Origin of the sequence: Nocardia shimofusensis NBRC 100134, assembly GCF_001613125.1 — a bacterium.
GTDB lineage: Bacteria > Actinomycetota > Actinomycetes > Mycobacteriales > Mycobacteriaceae > Nocardia > Nocardia shimofusensis.
This window is the reverse complement of sequence record NZ_BDBT01000014.1, coordinates 82,932-99,015: the sequence shown is the minus strand read 5'-3', so window position 1 is coordinate 99,015 and position 16,084 is coordinate 82,932. Positions and strand designations below refer to the sequence as shown.

The window sequence follows — 16,084 nt, the reverse complement described above, 5'->3', positions numbered from 1 at the left end:
ACCATAGTATTTACGAACATTCTTGTCTATAAACGGGCGTCGCTCGATCAGCGCAGCAGGCGGATCCAGCGACGGGTGTCGGCGGGGTCGATCACGTCGTCGAGTTCGAACACCGTGGCGGCGGTGAGCGCTTTGCCGCCTGCGTACGCGGCGGCGACCAGATTGTCGAAGGCCTTCGCCCGCTCGGCCGGGTCGGCGATCGCCGCCAGTTCCTTGGCGAATCCCAGTCGCACCGCTCCTTCCAAGCCCATGCCGCCGATCTCGCCGGTCGGCCAGGACACGATGAACCGCGGCGAGCGGAACGAGCCCGCGGCCATCGCCTGCGCCCCGAGCCCGTAGCCCTTGCGCAGTACGACCGTCCCCCACGGCACTCGCATATTGGCGGCATCGATGAACAACTTGCTGAACTTGGTCACCGTAGCGTGCTTCTCGGCTTCCGGACCGACCATGAATCCTGGTGTGTCACAGAGAGATATGATCGGAAGGCGGTGTGCGTCGCACAGGGCGAGGAAGGCGCTGAGTTTGTCGGCGGCGGGGGCGTCCACGGCGCCGCCGAGGTGATGGCAATCGTTGGCGATCAGCCCGAACGGCCTGCCCTCCACCCGCACGAGCGCGGTGACGACGCCGACACCCCAGTCGCGGCGTAGTTCCAGCACCGAGCCGACGTCGACGACGGATTCGATGGCGGCGCGAATATCGAAGGCGTGCAACCGGTTCTCCGGCACCACATGCCGGGCCGTCCGCGGGTCGGGGGCCTCCCACCGATCGACATCGCCCTGGAAGTAGGCCAGGTAGCGGCGGGCGATGGCGACCGCGTCGGCTTCGTCCTCGGCGACCACGTGGACCACCCCGTTGCGCCGTTGCACCTCGACCGGGCCGATGTCCTCGGGCCGGAACACCCCGAGCCCGCCGCCTTCGATCATGGCCGGGCCACCCATGCCGATATTGGCCTCCGGCGTCGCGATCACCACATCGCACATGCCCAGCAGGGCGGCATTGCCCGCGAAGCAGCGGCCGGAGACGATGCCGATCAAGGGCACCTGCCCCGACAGCGCGCCCATCGCCCGGAAGGTGGTCAGATCCAGGCCCGAGATGCCCGAGTAGTCGGTGTCGCCCGGACGACCACCGCCGCCTTCGGTGAAGAACACCACCGGCAACCGCTGCTCGTGGGCGATGTCGAGCATGCGGTCGGACTTGGCGTGATTACGCATGCCCTGCGTGCCCGCCAGCACGGTGTAGTCGTAGGACAGCACCACCGCGCGGGCGGCGCGCTCGCCGAACCGGTCGGCGTTGATGGTGGCGATGCCGCTGATCAAACCGTCGGCGGGGGTGTTGGCGATGAGATCCTCGGGGCTGCGGCGCAGGCGCTGCGCGGCCACGGCGAGACCGCCGTATTCGACGAAGCTGTCCGCGTCGACGAGATCGTCGATGTTCTCGCGGGCGGTGCGCCTGCCCAGCCGGTGACGTTTCGCGACGGCCTGGGGTCGGGCCTCGTCGAGTACGCCGCGCTGTCGGTCGAGGACTTCGCGCAGATCGGCACGGATGGAGTCGAGATCCACCGCGACGATGTCGGCCCCGCCGCCGTCGTGGTCGGCGGGCGTCCACACCAGCAGCGCGGCCTGCGGATCCACGACGTCTCCCGGCGCGGCGAGCGTACGCGACACCCGCAACGGCTGCTCGGCGCGCAGGACGTGTTGCATCTTCATGGCCTCGAGCACCGCCACCTGTGCGCCCGCGGCCACGAGTTCGCCCGGTTCGGCCAGTTCCACCACCGTGGCGCCCATCGGCGTGGTGAAGGCCAGCTCGTCCGGGCCGAGCCGGAGATCGGCGGATGCACCGGCCGCCCCGGACGACGCGGCCACCGGTATCGGCCCCGCGGCGAATTCCTCGGCGCCGCGCACGAATTCGCCGACGTGGCGTTCGAACCAGCCGGTGTCGACCGGTTCGGCACCGGCGAGCGCGCCGACCGTGGCCCGCAGGACCGGCGCGTTGGTGCCGACACCGGCGACGACGGTCTCGGCGAGCGCGTCGGCGCAGCGTCGCAACGCGCCGTCCAGGGAATCCGCGCGCACGACGATCTTGGCGAGCAGCGAGTCGAAATGCACGGTGTGGCGCATCCCGGGGAAGGCGGCGGTGTCGACTCGCACGCCCGCACCGGTCGGGGTGTCGAAGCGGGTGAGCACCCCCGAACTCGGCAGCACCTGTCCCCCCGCATCGATGACCTCGGCGTTCACCCGCGCCTGCACCGCGTACCCACGCGGGCTGGTGTCGGGCAGTTCGAGCCGAGCCAGGCTGCGGCCGGCGGCCACGTCGAACTGGACACCCACCAGGTCCAGGCCGGTGGTCTCCTCGGTGACGGTGTGCTCGACCTGCAGGCGCGGGTTCACCTCGAGGAACCACGCCTGCTCACCGCGCACCAGGAATTCCACGGTGACCACGCCCCGGCAGCGCACCGATTCCACGATGTCCACGGCCGCGCGGTGCAGCCGGGCGCGCAGCTCGTCGCCGAGTCCGGGGGCCGGGGCGATCTCCACCAGTTTCTGCCTGCGCCGTTGCACGCTGCAGTCGCGATCGCCCACGGCGCGCGCGTGCCGCCCGTCGCCGATCACCTGGATCTCGATGTGGCGGGCTCCGGTGACCAGCGCCTCGGCGAAGACACGATCGTCACCGAAGGCGGCGTGCGCTTCGTCGCGGCAATGGGCGAAGGCGTCGGCGAGTTCGCCTGCTTCGCGCACCTCGCGCATTCCCCGCCCGCCGCCGCCCGCCGCGGCCTTGACCATCACACCGTGAGGGTTGGCCGCCAGCAGTGCGGCGACGGCATCGAGGTCCGCGCCGACCGGCGTGCCCGGCAGCACCGGCAGGCCCGCGCGTTCGGCGGCGGCGCGGGCAGCCACTTTGTCGCCGAAGGTGGCCAGCACGTCGGGGGCCGGTCCGGTGAAGACGAGCCCGGCCTCGGCACAGGCGCGCGCGAAGTCGGCGTTCTCGCTGAGGAATCCGTAACCGGGGTGCACCAGCGCCCCCTGCCCGGCGCTCGCGGCGGCTGCCACCACGGCGGGGATGTCGAGGTAGGCGGGCACGCCTTCGCCCGGCAACTCCACGGCCTCGTCGGCGAGGCGGACCTGCGGCGCGTCGCGTTCGGCTCCGGTGTGCACGACGTGGGTGCGATACCCCCGTGCCCGTGCGGTCCGCACGATCCGAACCGCGATCTCGCCTCTGTTCACCACGACCACACGCATGCGGTCAGTGTCGCGGATACCTCCGAGCCCGACCCGGTGGGGTCGGCGAAGGCCGCGCCCGCCGGATAGGGTCGTGGCGTGAGCTGGACCGTCGGTTTCGACCTAGATATGACACTCATCGATTCCCGGCCCGGAGTGGCCAGGGCGGTCGATGTGGTTGCCGGAGAATTCGCTCTGCCCGTGCGCGGAGCCGACGTGGTGGACAAGCTCGGCCCACCCATGCCGATGCTGCTCGCCGAGGCGGGCCTGGCCGCCGAACTCGTGCCCGCCTTCATCACCCGCTACCGCGAGTTCTATCCGTCGGTGGTGGCCGAGATGCCCGCACTGCCCGGCGCGGAGGCCGCGCTTACCGCCGTCGCCGAGCGCGGCGGGCGGGTGCTGGTGGTGACGGGCAAGCACACGCCGTTCGCGCAGTTGCATCTGGATCATCTGGGCTGGCGGGTCGACGCGGTCGTCGGCGATCTGTGGGCCGGGGCGAAGTCCGCGGCGTTACGTGAGCACGCGGCGCACATGTTCGTCGGCGATCACGCCGGGGACATGCGTGGCGCCAAAGGCGCCGACGCGCTGGCGGTGGGCGTCACCACCGGCCCGTGCAGCGCCGACGAACTGCGTGCCGCCGGCGCCGACGTGATACTCGCCGATCTCACCGATTTCCCGGCCTGGCTGGACGCGCAGGCCGTCGCCTGATCGCCGCGCGCAGACCGGTGCGGCGTCGGTGCCCTTCCCGCACGGTCGCGGTGATCGCTCGCGCCGAGGTGACGCCCGAGCCCATCGACTGCGAAGTCTCTGCCGCGGCGACGGGACCACGCGACAGCGTGCGCCCCAGCGCATTCGCCTGTCGCTCCACACGTTCGGCGCCGACCAGCACCTCCGGCCGATGGTGGCCGATGGCACCGAACACCGCCTGCACCCGCACCGGCAACGCGCGCACCGGCACCCGCGGACAGGCACGGACGGACCCGCCGCGCAGAACGATCTCGAGCACTCGTTCGCGACCGTCCCTGCTCACCCGGACATGATCGACGCTGTTCCACGCGATCCGGCCGAACGACAGATGCTCGATCGCCTCGTCGCCGATCACCAGTTCCGGTCTGCGCCGCCACACCGCCCACGCCATCTCGCACGCGATCGGCGCGAACAACACCGTGCCCACCGCACCCGCGAGCACCGCGACTCCACTCACCGCCGCGATGAGGCTCACCACCGCGACGACACCACAACACACCAGCGCCTCGGGGGTCGCGCCGGTCGACCGGTACACCGTGTCCGGACGCCGTGAACTCCCCTTCTCCGAATCCATTCGAGCGATCCTAGCCGCGCTTCCCGCCGAGACAAGGTTTTCCGCGCCCGAGTTCAGGTGATGCCCAGATCCCCTGGCACGCAACGATATTGCGAATCGTCGGTGGGGGGACCGGTCAGCGCAGCAGGGCGAGGGTCGGGGCGAACGCCTCCATGCTGTCCTCGAGGACGGTGAAGTAGCTGATACCGAAGCGTTCTCGCAGTTCGCGCAGGCGGTCGGCGGCGGTCTCGGGTGAGCCGATCAGCAGGGTGGGGACGTCGTGGGGATCGGCGGCGGCCTCCTCGGTGAAAGCGGGACGGTAGCTCTCCAGCAGCGTGGCGGATTCCTCCCGGCCGACCACCTTCTGCAGCAGGAGGTTGTACTCGACCTGGTCGGCCCGATCACCCAGTGCGTCACGGACATAGCCGACGCGTTCGGACAACTTCTTCGCTCCGGCGAGCAGCATGGGTCCGCCGTCGGCGGCCGCACCGGCGCCGGTGAAGGCGACGATGTCGGCATGCCGGGCGGCCACGGACAGCAGGCGATCCCCCCAGCCCGCGATCAGCAGCGGCGGACCCGAAGGCTGGGCGGGCTGCGGCCGGTACTCGGGGTCGGCGAACAGCCGTCGCAGGGTGCGGACCGTATGTTCGACATGCTCGACCCGCTTGCCGCCGGACTCGAACGCGATGCCCGCTTCCTCGAATTCCTCCTTCACATAGCCCGCGCCCAGGCCGAGCCCCACTCGTCCGTCGGTGAACCGGTCGACCGCGGCGGCTTCGCGGGCGAGCAGGACCGGATTGTAGAAAGCGGCATTGAGAACGAAGGTGGTCAGCCGGGGCCGTTCGGTGGCCTCGGCGGCGATGGTCATGGCGGGGAACGGCGCGGGCATGCCGAGGTGGTCGGCGACGCCGAGGACGTCGAATCCGAGTTCTTCGGCTCTGCGGCACTTGCCGATCCACTCGGTGCGCGATTGCGCGACGATCATGTTGACACCGAACCGGAATGCGCGTGGCGTGCTCACCGGTCCTGTCTACCGGCACGCCGTCACGGCCGCCACCCTTGCTCCCCGAGGATCACCGGGGCATCCTGGCGGCATGTTCGACGCGCCCCGTTACGGAACGGGTTCTCTGTCCGATGTGCTGCCCTCGGTGCTGGCCTGCCTGGATGTGCCCGGCGAACAGGACCGTCTCGATCTCGACCTGACGGCGACCAGGGTATGCGTGCTGCTCGTCGACGGGCTCGGCGCCGAACTGCTGGCCAGGCACGCCGACATGGCGCCGTTCCTGTCGAGCCTGGCCGGAAGACCGCTGACCACCGGTTTTCCGAGCACCACCGCGACCTCGCTGAGTTCCTTCGGTATCGGCGCGCCACCCGGCGAGCACGGCATCGTCGGCTATCTGATGAACGTGCCCGGCCACGACCGCCTGATGAACGCCTTGCGCTGGCAATGGCAGGACCGGGGCCACGACCCGGTCCGGGACCTGCTGACCGACCTGGTCCCCGAGCAGTTCCAGCCCCGCCCGACCGCGTTCGAGCGCGCGTCCGCCGCGGGGATACGAGTCGGGCAGGTGGCGCCGATGTACCAGGCCACCTCCGGCCTCACCCGGGCCGCGTTGCGCGGCAACGAGTTCCGCCCCAGCTTTTCCTTCGGCGACCTGGTCGACGGCGTGATCACCGCGCTGCGCGCGGGCGAGCGTTCCCTGGTCTATGCCTATCACGGCGAACTCGACACCACCGGGCACGTGCGCGGCACCGCCTCGGACGCGTGGCTGCTCGAGCTCGCCCACGTCGACCGGCTCGCGGCGGCCATCGCCGAGCGCCTGCCAGCGGGCGCGGCCTTGCTGGTCACCGCCGATCACGGCATGGTCGACATCACCTCCCCCGTCGATTTCGACACCCATCCCGAACTACGCGCGGGGGTGCGCAGCCTGGGCGGTGACGCGCGCGCCCGGCACGTCTACACCGAGGAAGGCGCGACCGCTGATGTCGCGGCCGCCTGGCGGACCGTGCTCGGCGACGACTTCGCGGTGCTCGGGCGCGAGGAGGTGATCGCACGCGGCTGGTTCGGACCACTGGTGACCCCGGCCGCCGCGGCCCGCATCGGTGATCTGGTCGTCGCGGCCCGCGGCGAGGGCGGGGTGATCCGCAGCGTGGCCGAACCGCTGGAAGCCGCGATGGTCGGCCACCACGGGTCGCTCACCACGGCGGAATCGGAGATCCCGCTGCGGATCGCCACCGGCTGACGACCATTCCCCGCCTCGGAGGTGAGTTCCGGCGCGCCGGCCTCTAGGCTCACCGCGGGGGCCCACAGGATCGCGCGGCCGTCCCGCTCGACCGGAGAACAGGAGGAGCCGATGATCGGCACCGTTGGCAGGACCGGTCTGGCGGCGGTCGCGGCCGTCGCCTTGATGAGCGGATGCTCCGACGTCGAGCGGGCGCTCAACCGCGGCGGCGACACCCCTTGCGGTGAGTACGTCACCCAGGACGCGGACACCAAGCGCATCACCGTCACCAAGTTCGTCAAGGAACGCGACAACCTCTCCACCGAACCGTCCGGCACGGCGGTCGACCTGACGATCATGGCCGTGGACGTGCTGTGCTCGGGTCAGCGCAATGCCGATACCCCGATCAAGAACGCCGATGTGGCGGGCATGATCGTGAACAAATGAGTCAGCGGCCGGGCAGAAACCGCAGTGAGCGGGCGATCGTCATGAGCGTCCGCTGCCACAGGTCCTGCGACACCAGCGGCGGGGCGTCGAGATTCATCCACCGGGTGACCACGACGTTCTGCGGCTCGGTGTACTTCAGCAGCCCGTCCGGCCCGTGCCTGCGCCCGACGCCGGACTGCCCCATGCCGCCCATCGGCGCGGCGGTACTCGCCCACGCGGGCGCATAGCCTTCGTCGACGCAGACCGTGCCCGTGCGCAGCCTGCGCGCGATCGCCTCGCCCTCGGCCGGGCTCGCGGCCCACACGCTCGCGTTGAGTCCGTACTCGGTGTCGTTCGCGCGCCGGATCGCCTCCTCGACATCGGCGACCGGGTAGATCGCGACCAGCGGCCCGAAGGTCTCCTCCCGCGCGCAGGTCATGTCGTCGGCGACACCGTCGAGCACGGTCGGCTCGAAGAACAACGGTCCCAGATCGGGACGGGCCCGTCCGCCCGTGAGAACCCGTGCGCCCTTCGCGGTGGCGTCGGCCAGGTGCGCGGTGACCGTCTCGAGCTGCGCCGGGGAGATGAGACTGCCGATGTCGGCGGAGAAGTCGTAGGCCGCGCCCAGCCGCGCGGACTCCACCGCGGCGACGAACTTCTCGGTGAACTCCGCCGCCACCGACTGCTCGACGTAGATCCGCTCGACCGAGATGCACAGTTGGCCCGCGTTGGAGAAACAGGCCCGCACCGCCGCCTTGGCCACCCGATCGAGTTTCGCGCCCGCCGTGACGATCATCGGGTTCTTGCCCCCGAGTTCGGCGGAGAAGCCGATGAGCCTGCGTCCGCACTGCTGGGCCAGCGTGCGACCGGTGGCGGTGGAGCCGGTGAACATCAGGTAGTCGCAGGACTCGACGATGGCGGTGCCCACCACGGTGCCCCGGCCCGGCACGACCGCCAGCAGATCGCGCGGCAGGCCGGCACGGTAGAGCAGATCGGCGGCGGCGAGCGCCGAGTACGGGGTGATGCTGTCGGGTTTGACGACGACGGCGTTGCCCGCCAGCAGCGCGGGCAGCGCATCGCCGACGGACAGCAGCATCGGATAGTTCCACGGCGCGATCACTCCGACCACGCCTTTGGGCTGGTGGTACACCGCCGCACGGTTGAGGATCGGGAACGCGCCCGGCACCGAGTGACGCGCCAGCAGTTTCGGCGCGACGCCGGAGAAATAGCGCGCCGCGAAGATCAGGCCCATGATCTCCTCCTGCGCTGCCCATCGGGCTTTGCCGGATTCGGCCTGGATGACATCCATCAGTCGGGAGCGGTGCTCGACGAGCAGCGCGCGGAACCGTTCGACGACGGCGGCGCGCTCACGGACCGGACGGGCGGCCCACCGGGACGCGGCGACGCGGGCCCTCCGAAAGGCCGCCTCCACATCGGCCACGGTCCCGACCGGAACCTCGCCCAGTGCCATACCGGTGAAGGTCTCCGTGATCGTGGCGCGCTCGTGCTGATCGGAGTGGTGTACGGCGGTGAGCGCGCCCAGTCGGGCGAACTCCGCGGCGGTAGGGGCGGACATGGTGCCTCCTCGTAGTGACACAGCGCGGTGGTGACACAGCGCGGTGGTGACACAGCGCGGTGGTGACACAGCGCGGTGGTGACACAGCGCGGTGGTGACACCGCATGGTGATGACGCGGCACAGTGACGACGCGGCACAGCGATGACGCAGCACAGCGACCATGACATGTCAATAGTAGTCTCGCTCACCGGGACCGGAATGACAGCCGTGTAGTGCGCTCCATTAGGTTGTGCGGATGTTCAAGGCGAGACTCGGTGTGCGAGGCCGGATCCTTGCAATCGCGTTGGTCCCGAGTCTGACACTGCTGGTGATCGGCGTCGGAACCGCGGGATATCTGGTCGATCAAGGCAGCGCGGCCCGCGATTGGGCCGAGGAGATTCAGACGGCCACCCCGGCCACCCGCGAGTTCGTCGAGGCGTTGCAGCAGGAACGTCACTACACAGTCGCGAGCCTGACCGGTGACGCGGCGGCCACGCCCGCGCTCACCGCCGCCAGGGTTCGCCTGGACGGCGCGGTGCGCAACGTTCTGGAAACGACCTCCGAGCTGAAAATCGGCAACAGCAACGAGGAAGAGACCAAGGCGTTCCACGCGATCATCGATCACCTCACCCAACTGCGCCAGGGCGTCGATGTGCGGCAGGTTCCCGTCCTCGACGCCTACGGCTTCTTCAGCCAGATCCTCGACAGGGTCGCCGCGGGCACACGGACGGCGCAGGAGCAGGCGCCCGACACCGAGATCGGTGTCGAGCTCAGCCGGGGCGTGCGCCTGCTCTACGCCGCCGAAGGCATGTCCCGCTCGAACGCGCTGGCGCTGGCCCTGGCGGCCACCGACACCGACCTGGCCGAGATCTCGATGGAGGAGCTGGTCTATCAGATCGGCTACTACCACACCGAGATCGGCCTGCTCGCCGCCGACACCTCCAGCGACCAACAGGCCGCCGCGGCCGCCATGCTCGCCTCCCCGGCCTGGCAGCAGGTCACCGCGGTGGAGCGCGCGCTGCTGCGCGGTGACGATCTGCCCGGCGACCTGGTCGACTGGCAGGAAGCCGCCAACGAGCTCAACCGGTCGCTGCTGGATCTGTGGATCAGCCACAGCACGCAGACCGAGGACATGGCCGAGGACACCTACGGTGCGGCTGCGCGCAATTCGCTGCTCACCGCCGGCGGTGTGCTCGCGATCAGTATCTCGGCCTTCCTGGTTGCCCTCGCCTTGGCCAACCGCATCATCCGCAGGCTCAAGAAGCTGCGCGGGGAAACCCTCGCGCTGGCCGACGTCAGCCTGCCCGAGACCATGCGCAAGCTGCGCGAAGGCGAGATCGTCGACGCCTCCGGCGAGACCCCGCACCTGGATTACGGCGACGACGAGATCGGTCAGGTGGCGCAGGCATTCGAGCACGCGCACGCCGCGGCCGTCGCCGCCGCCGTCGACGAGGCCCGCACCCGAGAAGGCGTGAAGGCGGTGTTCCTCAACATCGCCCACCGCAGCCAGATCGTCGTGCACCGCCAGCTCGAGATCCTCGACGAGGCCGAAGCCAAGCAGGAAGACCCGTCGATGCTGGAGACGCTGTTCCGGCTCGATCACCTCGCCACTCGCGAGCGGCGCAACGCCGAGAACTTGATCGTGCTGGGCGGCGGTATGCCGGGCAGGCAGTGGCGCAATCCGATTCCGCTGGTCGACCTGGTGCGGGCCGCGGTCGGCGAGACCCTCGACTACGCCCGCGTCCAGGTACAGCGGATTCCGGATGTGAACGTGCTCGGCTCCGCCGTGGCCGACCTCGGGCACCTGATCGCCGAGCTGGTCGACAACGCGATCGCCTACTCCCCGCCACAGTCGAAGGTGGAGCTGTCGGGCAACCTCGTCGGGCGCGGCGTCGTCGTCGAGATCTCCGACCAGGGCATGGGTATGCCCGAGGGCGAGCTGTCCCGGGTCAACGAGATGCTGCGCAATCCACCGGACTTCGGTGTCGCACGGCTGTCGGCGGACTCGCGCCTCGGGCTGTTCGTGGTGGCGCAGCTGGCGGTGCGCCACGGCGTGTCGGTGCGGCTGTCGGAATCCAACTACGGCGGTGTCCGCGCGGTCGTGCTGATTCCCTCCGCGCTGCTGGCGCCTGAGCCCTCCGCCGAGATCATCGAGGAACGGGCACTGCCGGTATCCCAGCCGCGCTACGAGCCCGCCCTCGACCGTCCCGCAGAGCACCCCGAGATCGAGCGCCCGGAGGCGTCGGTGGCCACTCTGGCTCCGCCGGATGCCATCCCGCCGCGAATCGCACCCGAGCGACCGGTACCGTCGGCTTACACTCCCCTCGGCCGGCCGGAGCTGCCCCGACGCAGGCGGCAGGAGAATCTGGCGCCCGAACTCACCCACACCCCTACCCCGGAGCCGTCCGCCGAACGCGAACGTTCTCCCGAACAAGCCCGTGATCTGATGTCGGCCATAGAGAATGGAACCCGGCAGGGCCGCCGTGAGCGGCTCAACGAAGGACAGGAAGGCCAACAGTGAGCACTGCCAAATCCGGCGACCTCGACTGGCTGCTCGATGACTTGGTCGACCGACTGGCCGGCGTGCGTTACGCGGTGGTGTTGTCCACCGACGGACTGCTGCTGGGCAGGTCGACCAAGATGAGCCGCGAGGACGCCGAGCATTTCGCGGCGATGTCCTCGACGCTGTACGGACTCTCCCGCAGCGCGGGCAGCCGTTTCGGTGGCGGCGGCGTACGCCAGGCCGTGATCGAACTCGACCGTGCGGTCCTGTTCGTCACCGCGGCGGGCGACAACGCCTGCCTGGCGCTACAGGCCGCGGAGAACGCCAACCTCGGCATGGTGGCCTACGAAATGAACGTGACCGTCCAGCGAGTCGGCAACTATCTGTCCACCCCCGCCAGATTGTCATGACACGCGAGGGCGGGGCGTTCTTCGACGCCGCGGCCGGACCGGTGGTCCGGCCCTACGCGTTGATCCGTGGCCGCACCATGGGCGCCGCTCATGATCTGGACATGCTGACGGTGGTCGTCACCACCACCAAGGCGCCGACTCTTCGCAGGCCGGAGCCGGAATACGGCATCATCGTCCGGCTCTGCGCGCAGCCCCAATCTGTGGCCGAGGTAGCTGCACACTTGCAATTGCCTCTTGCGGTGACAAAGATTCTCGTCGGCGACCTGATCGGCGAGGGACAACTGATCTTCCGGGCTCCGATGCAATCGGAAAACGGCCCCGACGATCTCAACGTATTGCGAGCGGTTTTGGATGGCATCAGAAAACTTTGACCCACGGGTCGACTCCGGATCACAGCGCTTGGCCGCCTCGGTCAAGATTCTCATCGCTGGCGGATTCGGAGTCGGCAAGACCACAATGGTTTCGGCGATCAGCGAGATCACCCCGCTACGCACCGAGGAACTCATCACCGAGGTAAGTACCGGTGTCGACGACCTCTCCGGTGTCGAGTCCAAGGAAACCACCACGGTGGCGCTGGATTTCGGTCGTATCACCATCGACCGTGACCTCGTGCTCTACCTTTTCGGCACGCCCGGCCAGGACCGGTTCTGGTTCCTGTGGGACGAATTGTCCCGTGGCGCGCTCGGCGCGGTGGTCCTCGCCGATACCCGCCGGCTCAGCAATTCCTTCGCCGCGGTCGATTTCTTCGAGCGCCGCGGACTGCCGTTCATCATCGGCGTGAACTGCTTCGACGGAGCGCCCCGCTACACCGTGGACGAGGTGCGCGACGCGCTCGACCTCGACCCGCACACCCCGGTGCTGCTGTGCGATGCCCGCAGCCGTGATTCGGCCAAGAGCGTGCTGCTCACCCTCGTCCAGCACCTCATCGAATTGGCGGGACGCGCCCCGGTCACCACCTGATCGCCGACCCGGCATCCGCCTGCTCGTCCGGAGCGGATGCCGGTCGGCGACTATCGTTCCGGCCGTGGACAGCCGGATCATCTGCAGCCCGTCACCCGATCAGCTCCGCCGCATTCTCCTCATTCACCGACGGCCCTACCGAAGCGCTCGGCGGTAGGCGACAGCTGGTTTGTTCCCGGATCCTCGAACGCCGCACTCACCGCCGGTTCCGGAACTCAGCGCAAGTGTCCAGCCTCGTGCAGGTCGTCGAAGAGTAGTTGATCTACCGGCGGCACGAGTTCCCGGTCGGTGTAACCGAACCAGGTCAGTTCTTCGATTTCGCTGCTGGGGGCGAGGATGCCGCGATACTCAGCGGTGTAGCACGCCATTCGTACCAGCGGTCCACCCTGCGAGCCGTGCGCGTACGCTTCGTAGCAGCCGGCCGGTGCGACCGTTTCGGGGAGCAATTCGATCGTCAATTCTTCACGGATCTCGCGCAGCAGCGTCTGCAGATCCGATTCGGCCCCTTCGCGTTTGCCGCCGGGAATGAAGAACACGTCCTTGCCGCGCGGGCGACCGCACAGAATCCTGCCGTGCTCGATATGCACCCACGCGACCGTGTCGATCAGGGTCGCCGCCACCGGACTGTCCGCCATCGCCGCAGCCTATCGCGCCCCGGCACGCAGCTCGGCGCGACCTGTGGCGCTCGCCAGCCGTTCGAGCGCGGCGTCGAACCCCTTGGGCAGCGGCGCGTCGTCGAACATCGACACCACCACGTGGTCGCCGTCGAGCTCCCACGTGCCGGTGATGCGGCCCGCGTCGACCACGAGCGGGGCGATCCAGCCCGCGGTGCGACTGACCTTGCCGCGATGGGCTTTCGGCAGCAGTTCGGTGTCGGCGGTGCCCGGCCCGAGAACGTACTGGTCGAACGGTCCGAGGAGATGGACATCGCTCGACGGCTCGGTGGCGGCGAGATCGTCGGCATGTTCGGTGAGCACATAGGCCGCGCGTCCCTCGACCTCGACCGGGGTGAGCGCGTCGCCGAGCGCGGCGAACCATGAGCGGACCACGGTCTTGCGCAGGCTGTTACGGGTGAGCCAGGCGTCGAAGGTCTCCGGCCCGGCGGGACCGTACGCGCCGAGGTAGCCGCGGATCGCGACGGGTGCGGCGCTCTCGGGATCGACCGGGTCGGACCAGCCGGGGATCAGCGCGTGTGGGCTGGTGAACGTCACCCGGTTGCCGTCGGCGGGTCCGTGGCAGAGCACGCCCTGCCACGCCAGCGGTTTGAGCAGCGCGCCCCAGCCGGACCGTAGCTCCGTTCCGAGTTCGTGGAAGGCCGAGTCGGCCAGCAGCGCGTCGACGAGTTCGGCTCGGGTGAGCGCGGTGTCGGCGAGGATCTGCCCGACCGCTTCACCCAGCGCGGCTACCGTCGCCGGTGTGGCGCCGAACGCCTTCTGCCAGGACGGTTTCTCCCACGTCCGGGCCGAGGCGATCAACGGCAGGACCGCCGCGGCGACGGCGGGCGTCATCGCGTGCAGGGTGCCGCGCATCGCCCAGGTCTTGACCAGAGCGCCGGTGGCGAGCGCGGATTCGACCGCGCCTGCCACCGAGGTCGCGCTGCGGACCGCCACCGCCGTCTCCGCCGCCGACGCCATCTGCGCCTGCACTCCCGCCAACCGATCGGCCACCGCCACAGCGGCTGACCCGTCCTCGACAGGTTCGGCGATGAACTGCCTGCGCAGCCGCCAAGCGAAAACCTGATCCCACGTGACGCGCACCGCTCCTCCTGTCCCCGGCGTTCCGCGCCCACACGCTACCCGCGCCGACCGACAGATTCGTGCGCTCACAGGGTCACACGGTGGCGGGCTCGTTTTTGTGGATGAAGTCGAGAATGAGCGGCATGATCACACCGGGCTTGTGGAACAGCAGGTCGTGGGCGCTGCCCTCGATGATCTCCACCCGCGAGTCCCTGATGTGCGCGAGGATCCGGTCGCGAGCTTCGAGGGGCTTGCCGATCGGGCTCTGCGCGCCGAGGACGGCGAGTACGGGAAGCTCGACGGCCTCGAGTTCCTCGTCGGTGAGGATGCGCGGCCACGGCAGGGTCCGGCGGTAGCCCAGGGCCGCACGCGAGAGGCGGATCTCCAATTCGGTCGGCCGCCGATGCGGCATTGCCAGTTCGTCGAATCGGCGCAGGTTCTTGTCGGTCGGCCGGATACCCGCACGCAGGAATACCAGCATCATGCGCCACGGCAGCTTGGTGAACGGTGTCGAGCCGTCGATCAGCGTCGCACTCGCCAGCCGCCGCGCGCCACCGGTCATCGCCATCGCGGTGTACCAGGCCCCTTCGGAGTAACCCATCAGATGCGCCTTGCCGACCCCGAGTCCGGCCAGCACCTCGTCCAGCCAGCAGGCGAACTCGGGGGCGTTCGTCACCGGGGCGGTCTGCTCGCTGCGCCCCGGCGTGCCGATCGTGTCCGGCGCGATCACCGTGCGATCGGTCGGCAGGTGCCCGATCAACGGATACCAGCACAATCCGTTGCCACCCATCGGTGGCAGCAAGACCAGTGGCGTTGCGTCGCCTCGGCCGTGGAGGTAGACGCGCGTCGATCCGGAACTGGTCGCCACATCCACGATTTCCGGACGCTGCGGCCACAGCCGTTCGAACTCGTCATAGCACGCGAGGAACTCTGCGCGCGCCTGTTCGTTCTTGAACTTCCCGACCTGTTTCGCCATCTGAACTTCCCTCCGTTTGTTGATATGACTGTACCATTTAAATGGTATCGGCGTACCATGATCTGCATTCACGCAGGGACGAGAGGAGCAGCAGTGCCACGCTTGGCCGACCACGACGCACGGCGCCGTCAGATCACCGATGCCGCGCGCCGGGTCATCGTGCGCGGTGGCCTGGAGGCGGCGACCTTCCAGGCCGTCGCCGCCGAGGCCGGGATCTCGGTGCGCCTGGTGCAGTACTACTTCGGGACGAAGAAGGAGTTCCTGCTCGGGACCCTGAAGTCGGTCATCGACGCGATGGCGTTCCGGTTCGTCGAGCAGTTCGAGAGCCTCGGCGCCGAGCCCGACCCCCGGTTCGCGCTGCGGACGATCGGCCGGGCGCTCTTACCCCTCGACGAGGTCCGTCGCGACGAGGCCCAGGTCCTCGCCGCCTACCAGGCCGCCCGGCTGACCGGCTCCCAGCCGCTACCCAGTGAGACACTCGCACCGGCCCGGTTGCTGGTGGAGACCTTGGCCGAACACATCGGCCGCGCACGCGGGTACTCCGCCGGGGACGACGCCCCCGAGAAGCAGGCCGCGATCGCACTCGACGCCGATCTGCTCAGCGTGGTGATCCCGGGACTCTCGCAATCGGTGCTGAGCAATTTTCACACCCCCGAACGAGCCGCCGAGTTGCTCGACCACGCCATCGATCGACTTCTCGGCCCGGCGGAGCGGACCTCGCCACGCGAGGAATGAACCTTGGCCGGCCCGGCAGCGTTGGTCAGAAAACCCTGTCGGACC

15 protein-coding genes are annotated in these 16,084 nt (G+C 69.3%); 8 read left to right on the top strand and 7 right to left on the bottom strand.

What is annotated here, in order from left to right; genetic code table 11:
- Positions 1 to 47 precede the first annotated feature (47 nt).
- Positions 48 to 3,236, bottom strand: coding sequence for an acetyl-CoA carboxylase family protein (locus tag NS3_RS17180; protein WP_067860830.1), 3,189 nt, complete (start codon positions 3,234 to 3,236; stop codon positions 48 to 50).
- A 78-nt stretch (positions 3,237 to 3,314) separates the two neighbouring features.
- Here NS3_RS17180 and NS3_RS17175 point away from each other — a divergent pair, with 78 nt between their 5' ends.
- Positions 3,315 to 3,923: an HAD family hydrolase gene (locus NS3_RS17175; protein ID WP_084495674.1), complete on the top strand. Its 609-nt coding sequence runs from the start codon at positions 3,315 to 3,317 to the stop codon at positions 3,921 to 3,923.
- Here the strand turns inward: NS3_RS17175 and NS3_RS17170 are convergent.
- Complete coding sequence (locus tag NS3_RS17170; protein ID WP_067860825.1) at positions 3,880 to 4,536, bottom strand: hypothetical protein; 657 nt, start codon at positions 4,534 to 4,536, stop codon at positions 3,880 to 3,882. The genes NS3_RS17175 and NS3_RS17170 overlap by 44 nt on opposite strands.
- A 115-nt stretch (positions 4,537 to 4,651) precedes the next feature.
- Positions 4,652 to 5,536, bottom strand: coding sequence for an LLM class F420-dependent oxidoreductase (locus tag NS3_RS17165; protein ID WP_084495672.1), 885 nt, complete (start codon positions 5,534 to 5,536; stop codon positions 4,652 to 4,654).
- Between the two features lie 73 nt (positions 5,537 to 5,609).
- Here NS3_RS17165 and NS3_RS17160 point away from each other — a divergent pair, with 73 nt between their 5' ends.
- Both NS3_RS17160 and NS3_RS17155 read left to right on the top strand, forming a co-directional pair.
- On the top strand, positions 5,610 to 6,758 hold the full coding sequence (locus NS3_RS17160; protein ID WP_174550481.1) for an alkaline phosphatase family protein: 1,149 nt from the start codon (positions 5,610 to 5,612) through the stop codon (positions 6,756 to 6,758).
- A 111-nt stretch (positions 6,759 to 6,869) separates the two neighbouring features.
- Positions 6,870 to 7,184, top strand: a complete 315-nt coding sequence (locus NS3_RS17155; protein WP_067860821.1) for a hypothetical protein — start codon at positions 6,870 to 6,872, stop codon at positions 7,182 to 7,184.
- 1 nt (position 7,185) lies between these two features.
- Here NS3_RS17155 and NS3_RS17150 read toward each other — a convergent pair whose 3' ends face one another.
- Positions 7,186 to 8,739 carry a succinic semialdehyde dehydrogenase gene (locus NS3_RS17150; protein ID WP_067860819.1) on the bottom strand — a complete coding sequence of 518 codons (1,554 nt, stop codon included), beginning with the start codon at positions 8,737 to 8,739 and terminating at the stop codon, positions 7,186 to 7,188.
- Between the two features lie 236 nt (positions 8,740 to 8,975).
- On the opposite strand from NS3_RS17150, the gene NS3_RS17145 reads away from it, so the two are divergent.
- From NS3_RS17145 to NS3_RS17130, 4 genes are read left to right on the top strand one after another with little or no spacing between them, the layout of a single operon-like run.
- Entirely contained in the window at positions 8,976 to 11,240 is a 2,265-nt protein-coding gene (locus NS3_RS17145) for a sensor histidine kinase (protein ID WP_169811655.1), read from the top strand.
- On the top strand, positions 11,237 to 11,632 hold the full coding sequence (locus NS3_RS17140) for a roadblock/LC7 domain-containing protein (protein ID WP_040796325.1): 396 nt from the start codon (positions 11,237 to 11,239) through the stop codon (positions 11,630 to 11,632). Before NS3_RS17145 ends, NS3_RS17140 begins: the two co-directional genes overlap by 4 nt.
- The gene (locus NS3_RS17135) at positions 11,629 to 12,003 is read left to right on the top strand and encodes a DUF742 domain-containing protein (protein WP_067860815.1); all 375 of its coding nucleotides are present in this window, start codon (positions 11,629 to 11,631) and stop codon (positions 12,001 to 12,003) included. The genes NS3_RS17140 and NS3_RS17135 overlap by 4 nt, the downstream gene beginning before the upstream one ends.
- Positions 11,984 to 12,592, top strand: coding sequence for a GTP-binding protein (locus tag NS3_RS17130; RefSeq protein WP_067860813.1), 609 nt, complete (start codon positions 11,984 to 11,986; stop codon positions 12,590 to 12,592). The genes NS3_RS17135 and NS3_RS17130 overlap by 20 nt, the downstream gene beginning before the upstream one ends.
- 215 nt (positions 12,593 to 12,807) lie before the next feature.
- Here NS3_RS17130 and NS3_RS17125 read toward each other — a convergent pair whose 3' ends face one another.
- The 3 genes from NS3_RS17125 to NS3_RS17115 form a co-directional block, all read right to left on the bottom strand.
- Positions 12,808 to 13,227 carry an NUDIX hydrolase gene (locus NS3_RS17125; protein WP_067860811.1) on the bottom strand — a complete coding sequence of 140 codons (420 nt, stop codon included), beginning with the start codon at positions 13,225 to 13,227 and terminating at the stop codon, positions 12,808 to 12,810.
- Between the two features lie 9 nt (positions 13,228 to 13,236).
- The gene (locus NS3_RS17120; protein ID WP_067860809.1) at positions 13,237 to 14,349 is read right to left on the bottom strand and encodes a winged helix DNA-binding domain-containing protein; all 1,113 of its coding nucleotides are present in this window, start codon (positions 14,347 to 14,349) and stop codon (positions 13,237 to 13,239) included.
- Between the two features lie 73 nt (positions 14,350 to 14,422).
- The gene (locus NS3_RS17115) at positions 14,423 to 15,304 is read right to left on the bottom strand and encodes an alpha/beta fold hydrolase (protein WP_067860807.1); all 882 of its coding nucleotides are present in this window, start codon (positions 15,302 to 15,304) and stop codon (positions 14,423 to 14,425) included.
- A gap of 93 nt (positions 15,305 to 15,397) precedes the next feature.
- Between NS3_RS17115 and NS3_RS17110 the strand changes: the two genes are divergently transcribed.
- Positions 15,398 to 16,039, top strand: a complete 642-nt coding sequence (locus NS3_RS17110) for a TetR/AcrR family transcriptional regulator (protein WP_084495670.1) — start codon at positions 15,398 to 15,400, stop codon at positions 16,037 to 16,039.
- Positions 16,040 to 16,084 lie beyond the last annotated feature (45 nt).

What these genes read in the sequence shown, in the direction of transcription:
- NS3_RS17155 (WP_067860821.1), top strand. Translation starts at nt 6,870, where the DNA reads ATGATCGGCACCGTTGGCAGGACCGGTCTGGCGGCGGTCGCGGCCGTC.
- NS3_RS17115 (WP_067860807.1), bottom strand. Translation starts at nt 15,304, where the DNA reads ATGGCGAAACAGGTCGGGAAGTTCAAGAACGAACAGGCGCGCGCAGAG.
- NS3_RS17130 (WP_067860813.1), top strand. Translation starts at nt 11,984, where the DNA reads ATGGCATCAGAAAACTTTGACCCACGGGTCGACTCCGGATCACAGCGC.
- NS3_RS17170 (WP_067860825.1), bottom strand. Translation starts at nt 4,536, where the DNA reads ATGGATTCGGAGAAGGGGAGTTCACGGCGTCCGGACACGGTGTACCGG.
- NS3_RS17145 (WP_169811655.1), top strand. Translation starts at nt 8,976, where the DNA reads ATGTTCAAGGCGAGACTCGGTGTGCGAGGCCGGATCCTTGCAATCGCG.
- NS3_RS17160 (WP_174550481.1), top strand. Translation starts at nt 5,610, where the DNA reads ATGTTCGACGCGCCCCGTTACGGAACGGGTTCTCTGTCCGATGTGCTG.
- NS3_RS17150 (WP_067860819.1), bottom strand. Translation starts at nt 8,739, where the DNA reads ATGTCCGCCCCTACCGCCGCGGAGTTCGCCCGACTGGGCGCGCTCACC.
- NS3_RS17180 (WP_067860830.1), bottom strand. Translation starts at nt 3,236, where the DNA reads ATGCGTGTGGTCGTGGTGAACAGAGGCGAGATCGCGGTTCGGATCGTG.
- NS3_RS17135 (WP_067860815.1), top strand. Translation starts at nt 11,629, where the DNA reads ATGACACGCGAGGGCGGGGCGTTCTTCGACGCCGCGGCCGGACCGGTG.
- NS3_RS17125 (WP_067860811.1), bottom strand. Translation starts at nt 13,227, where the DNA reads ATGGCGGACAGTCCGGTGGCGGCGACCCTGATCGACACGGTCGCGTGG.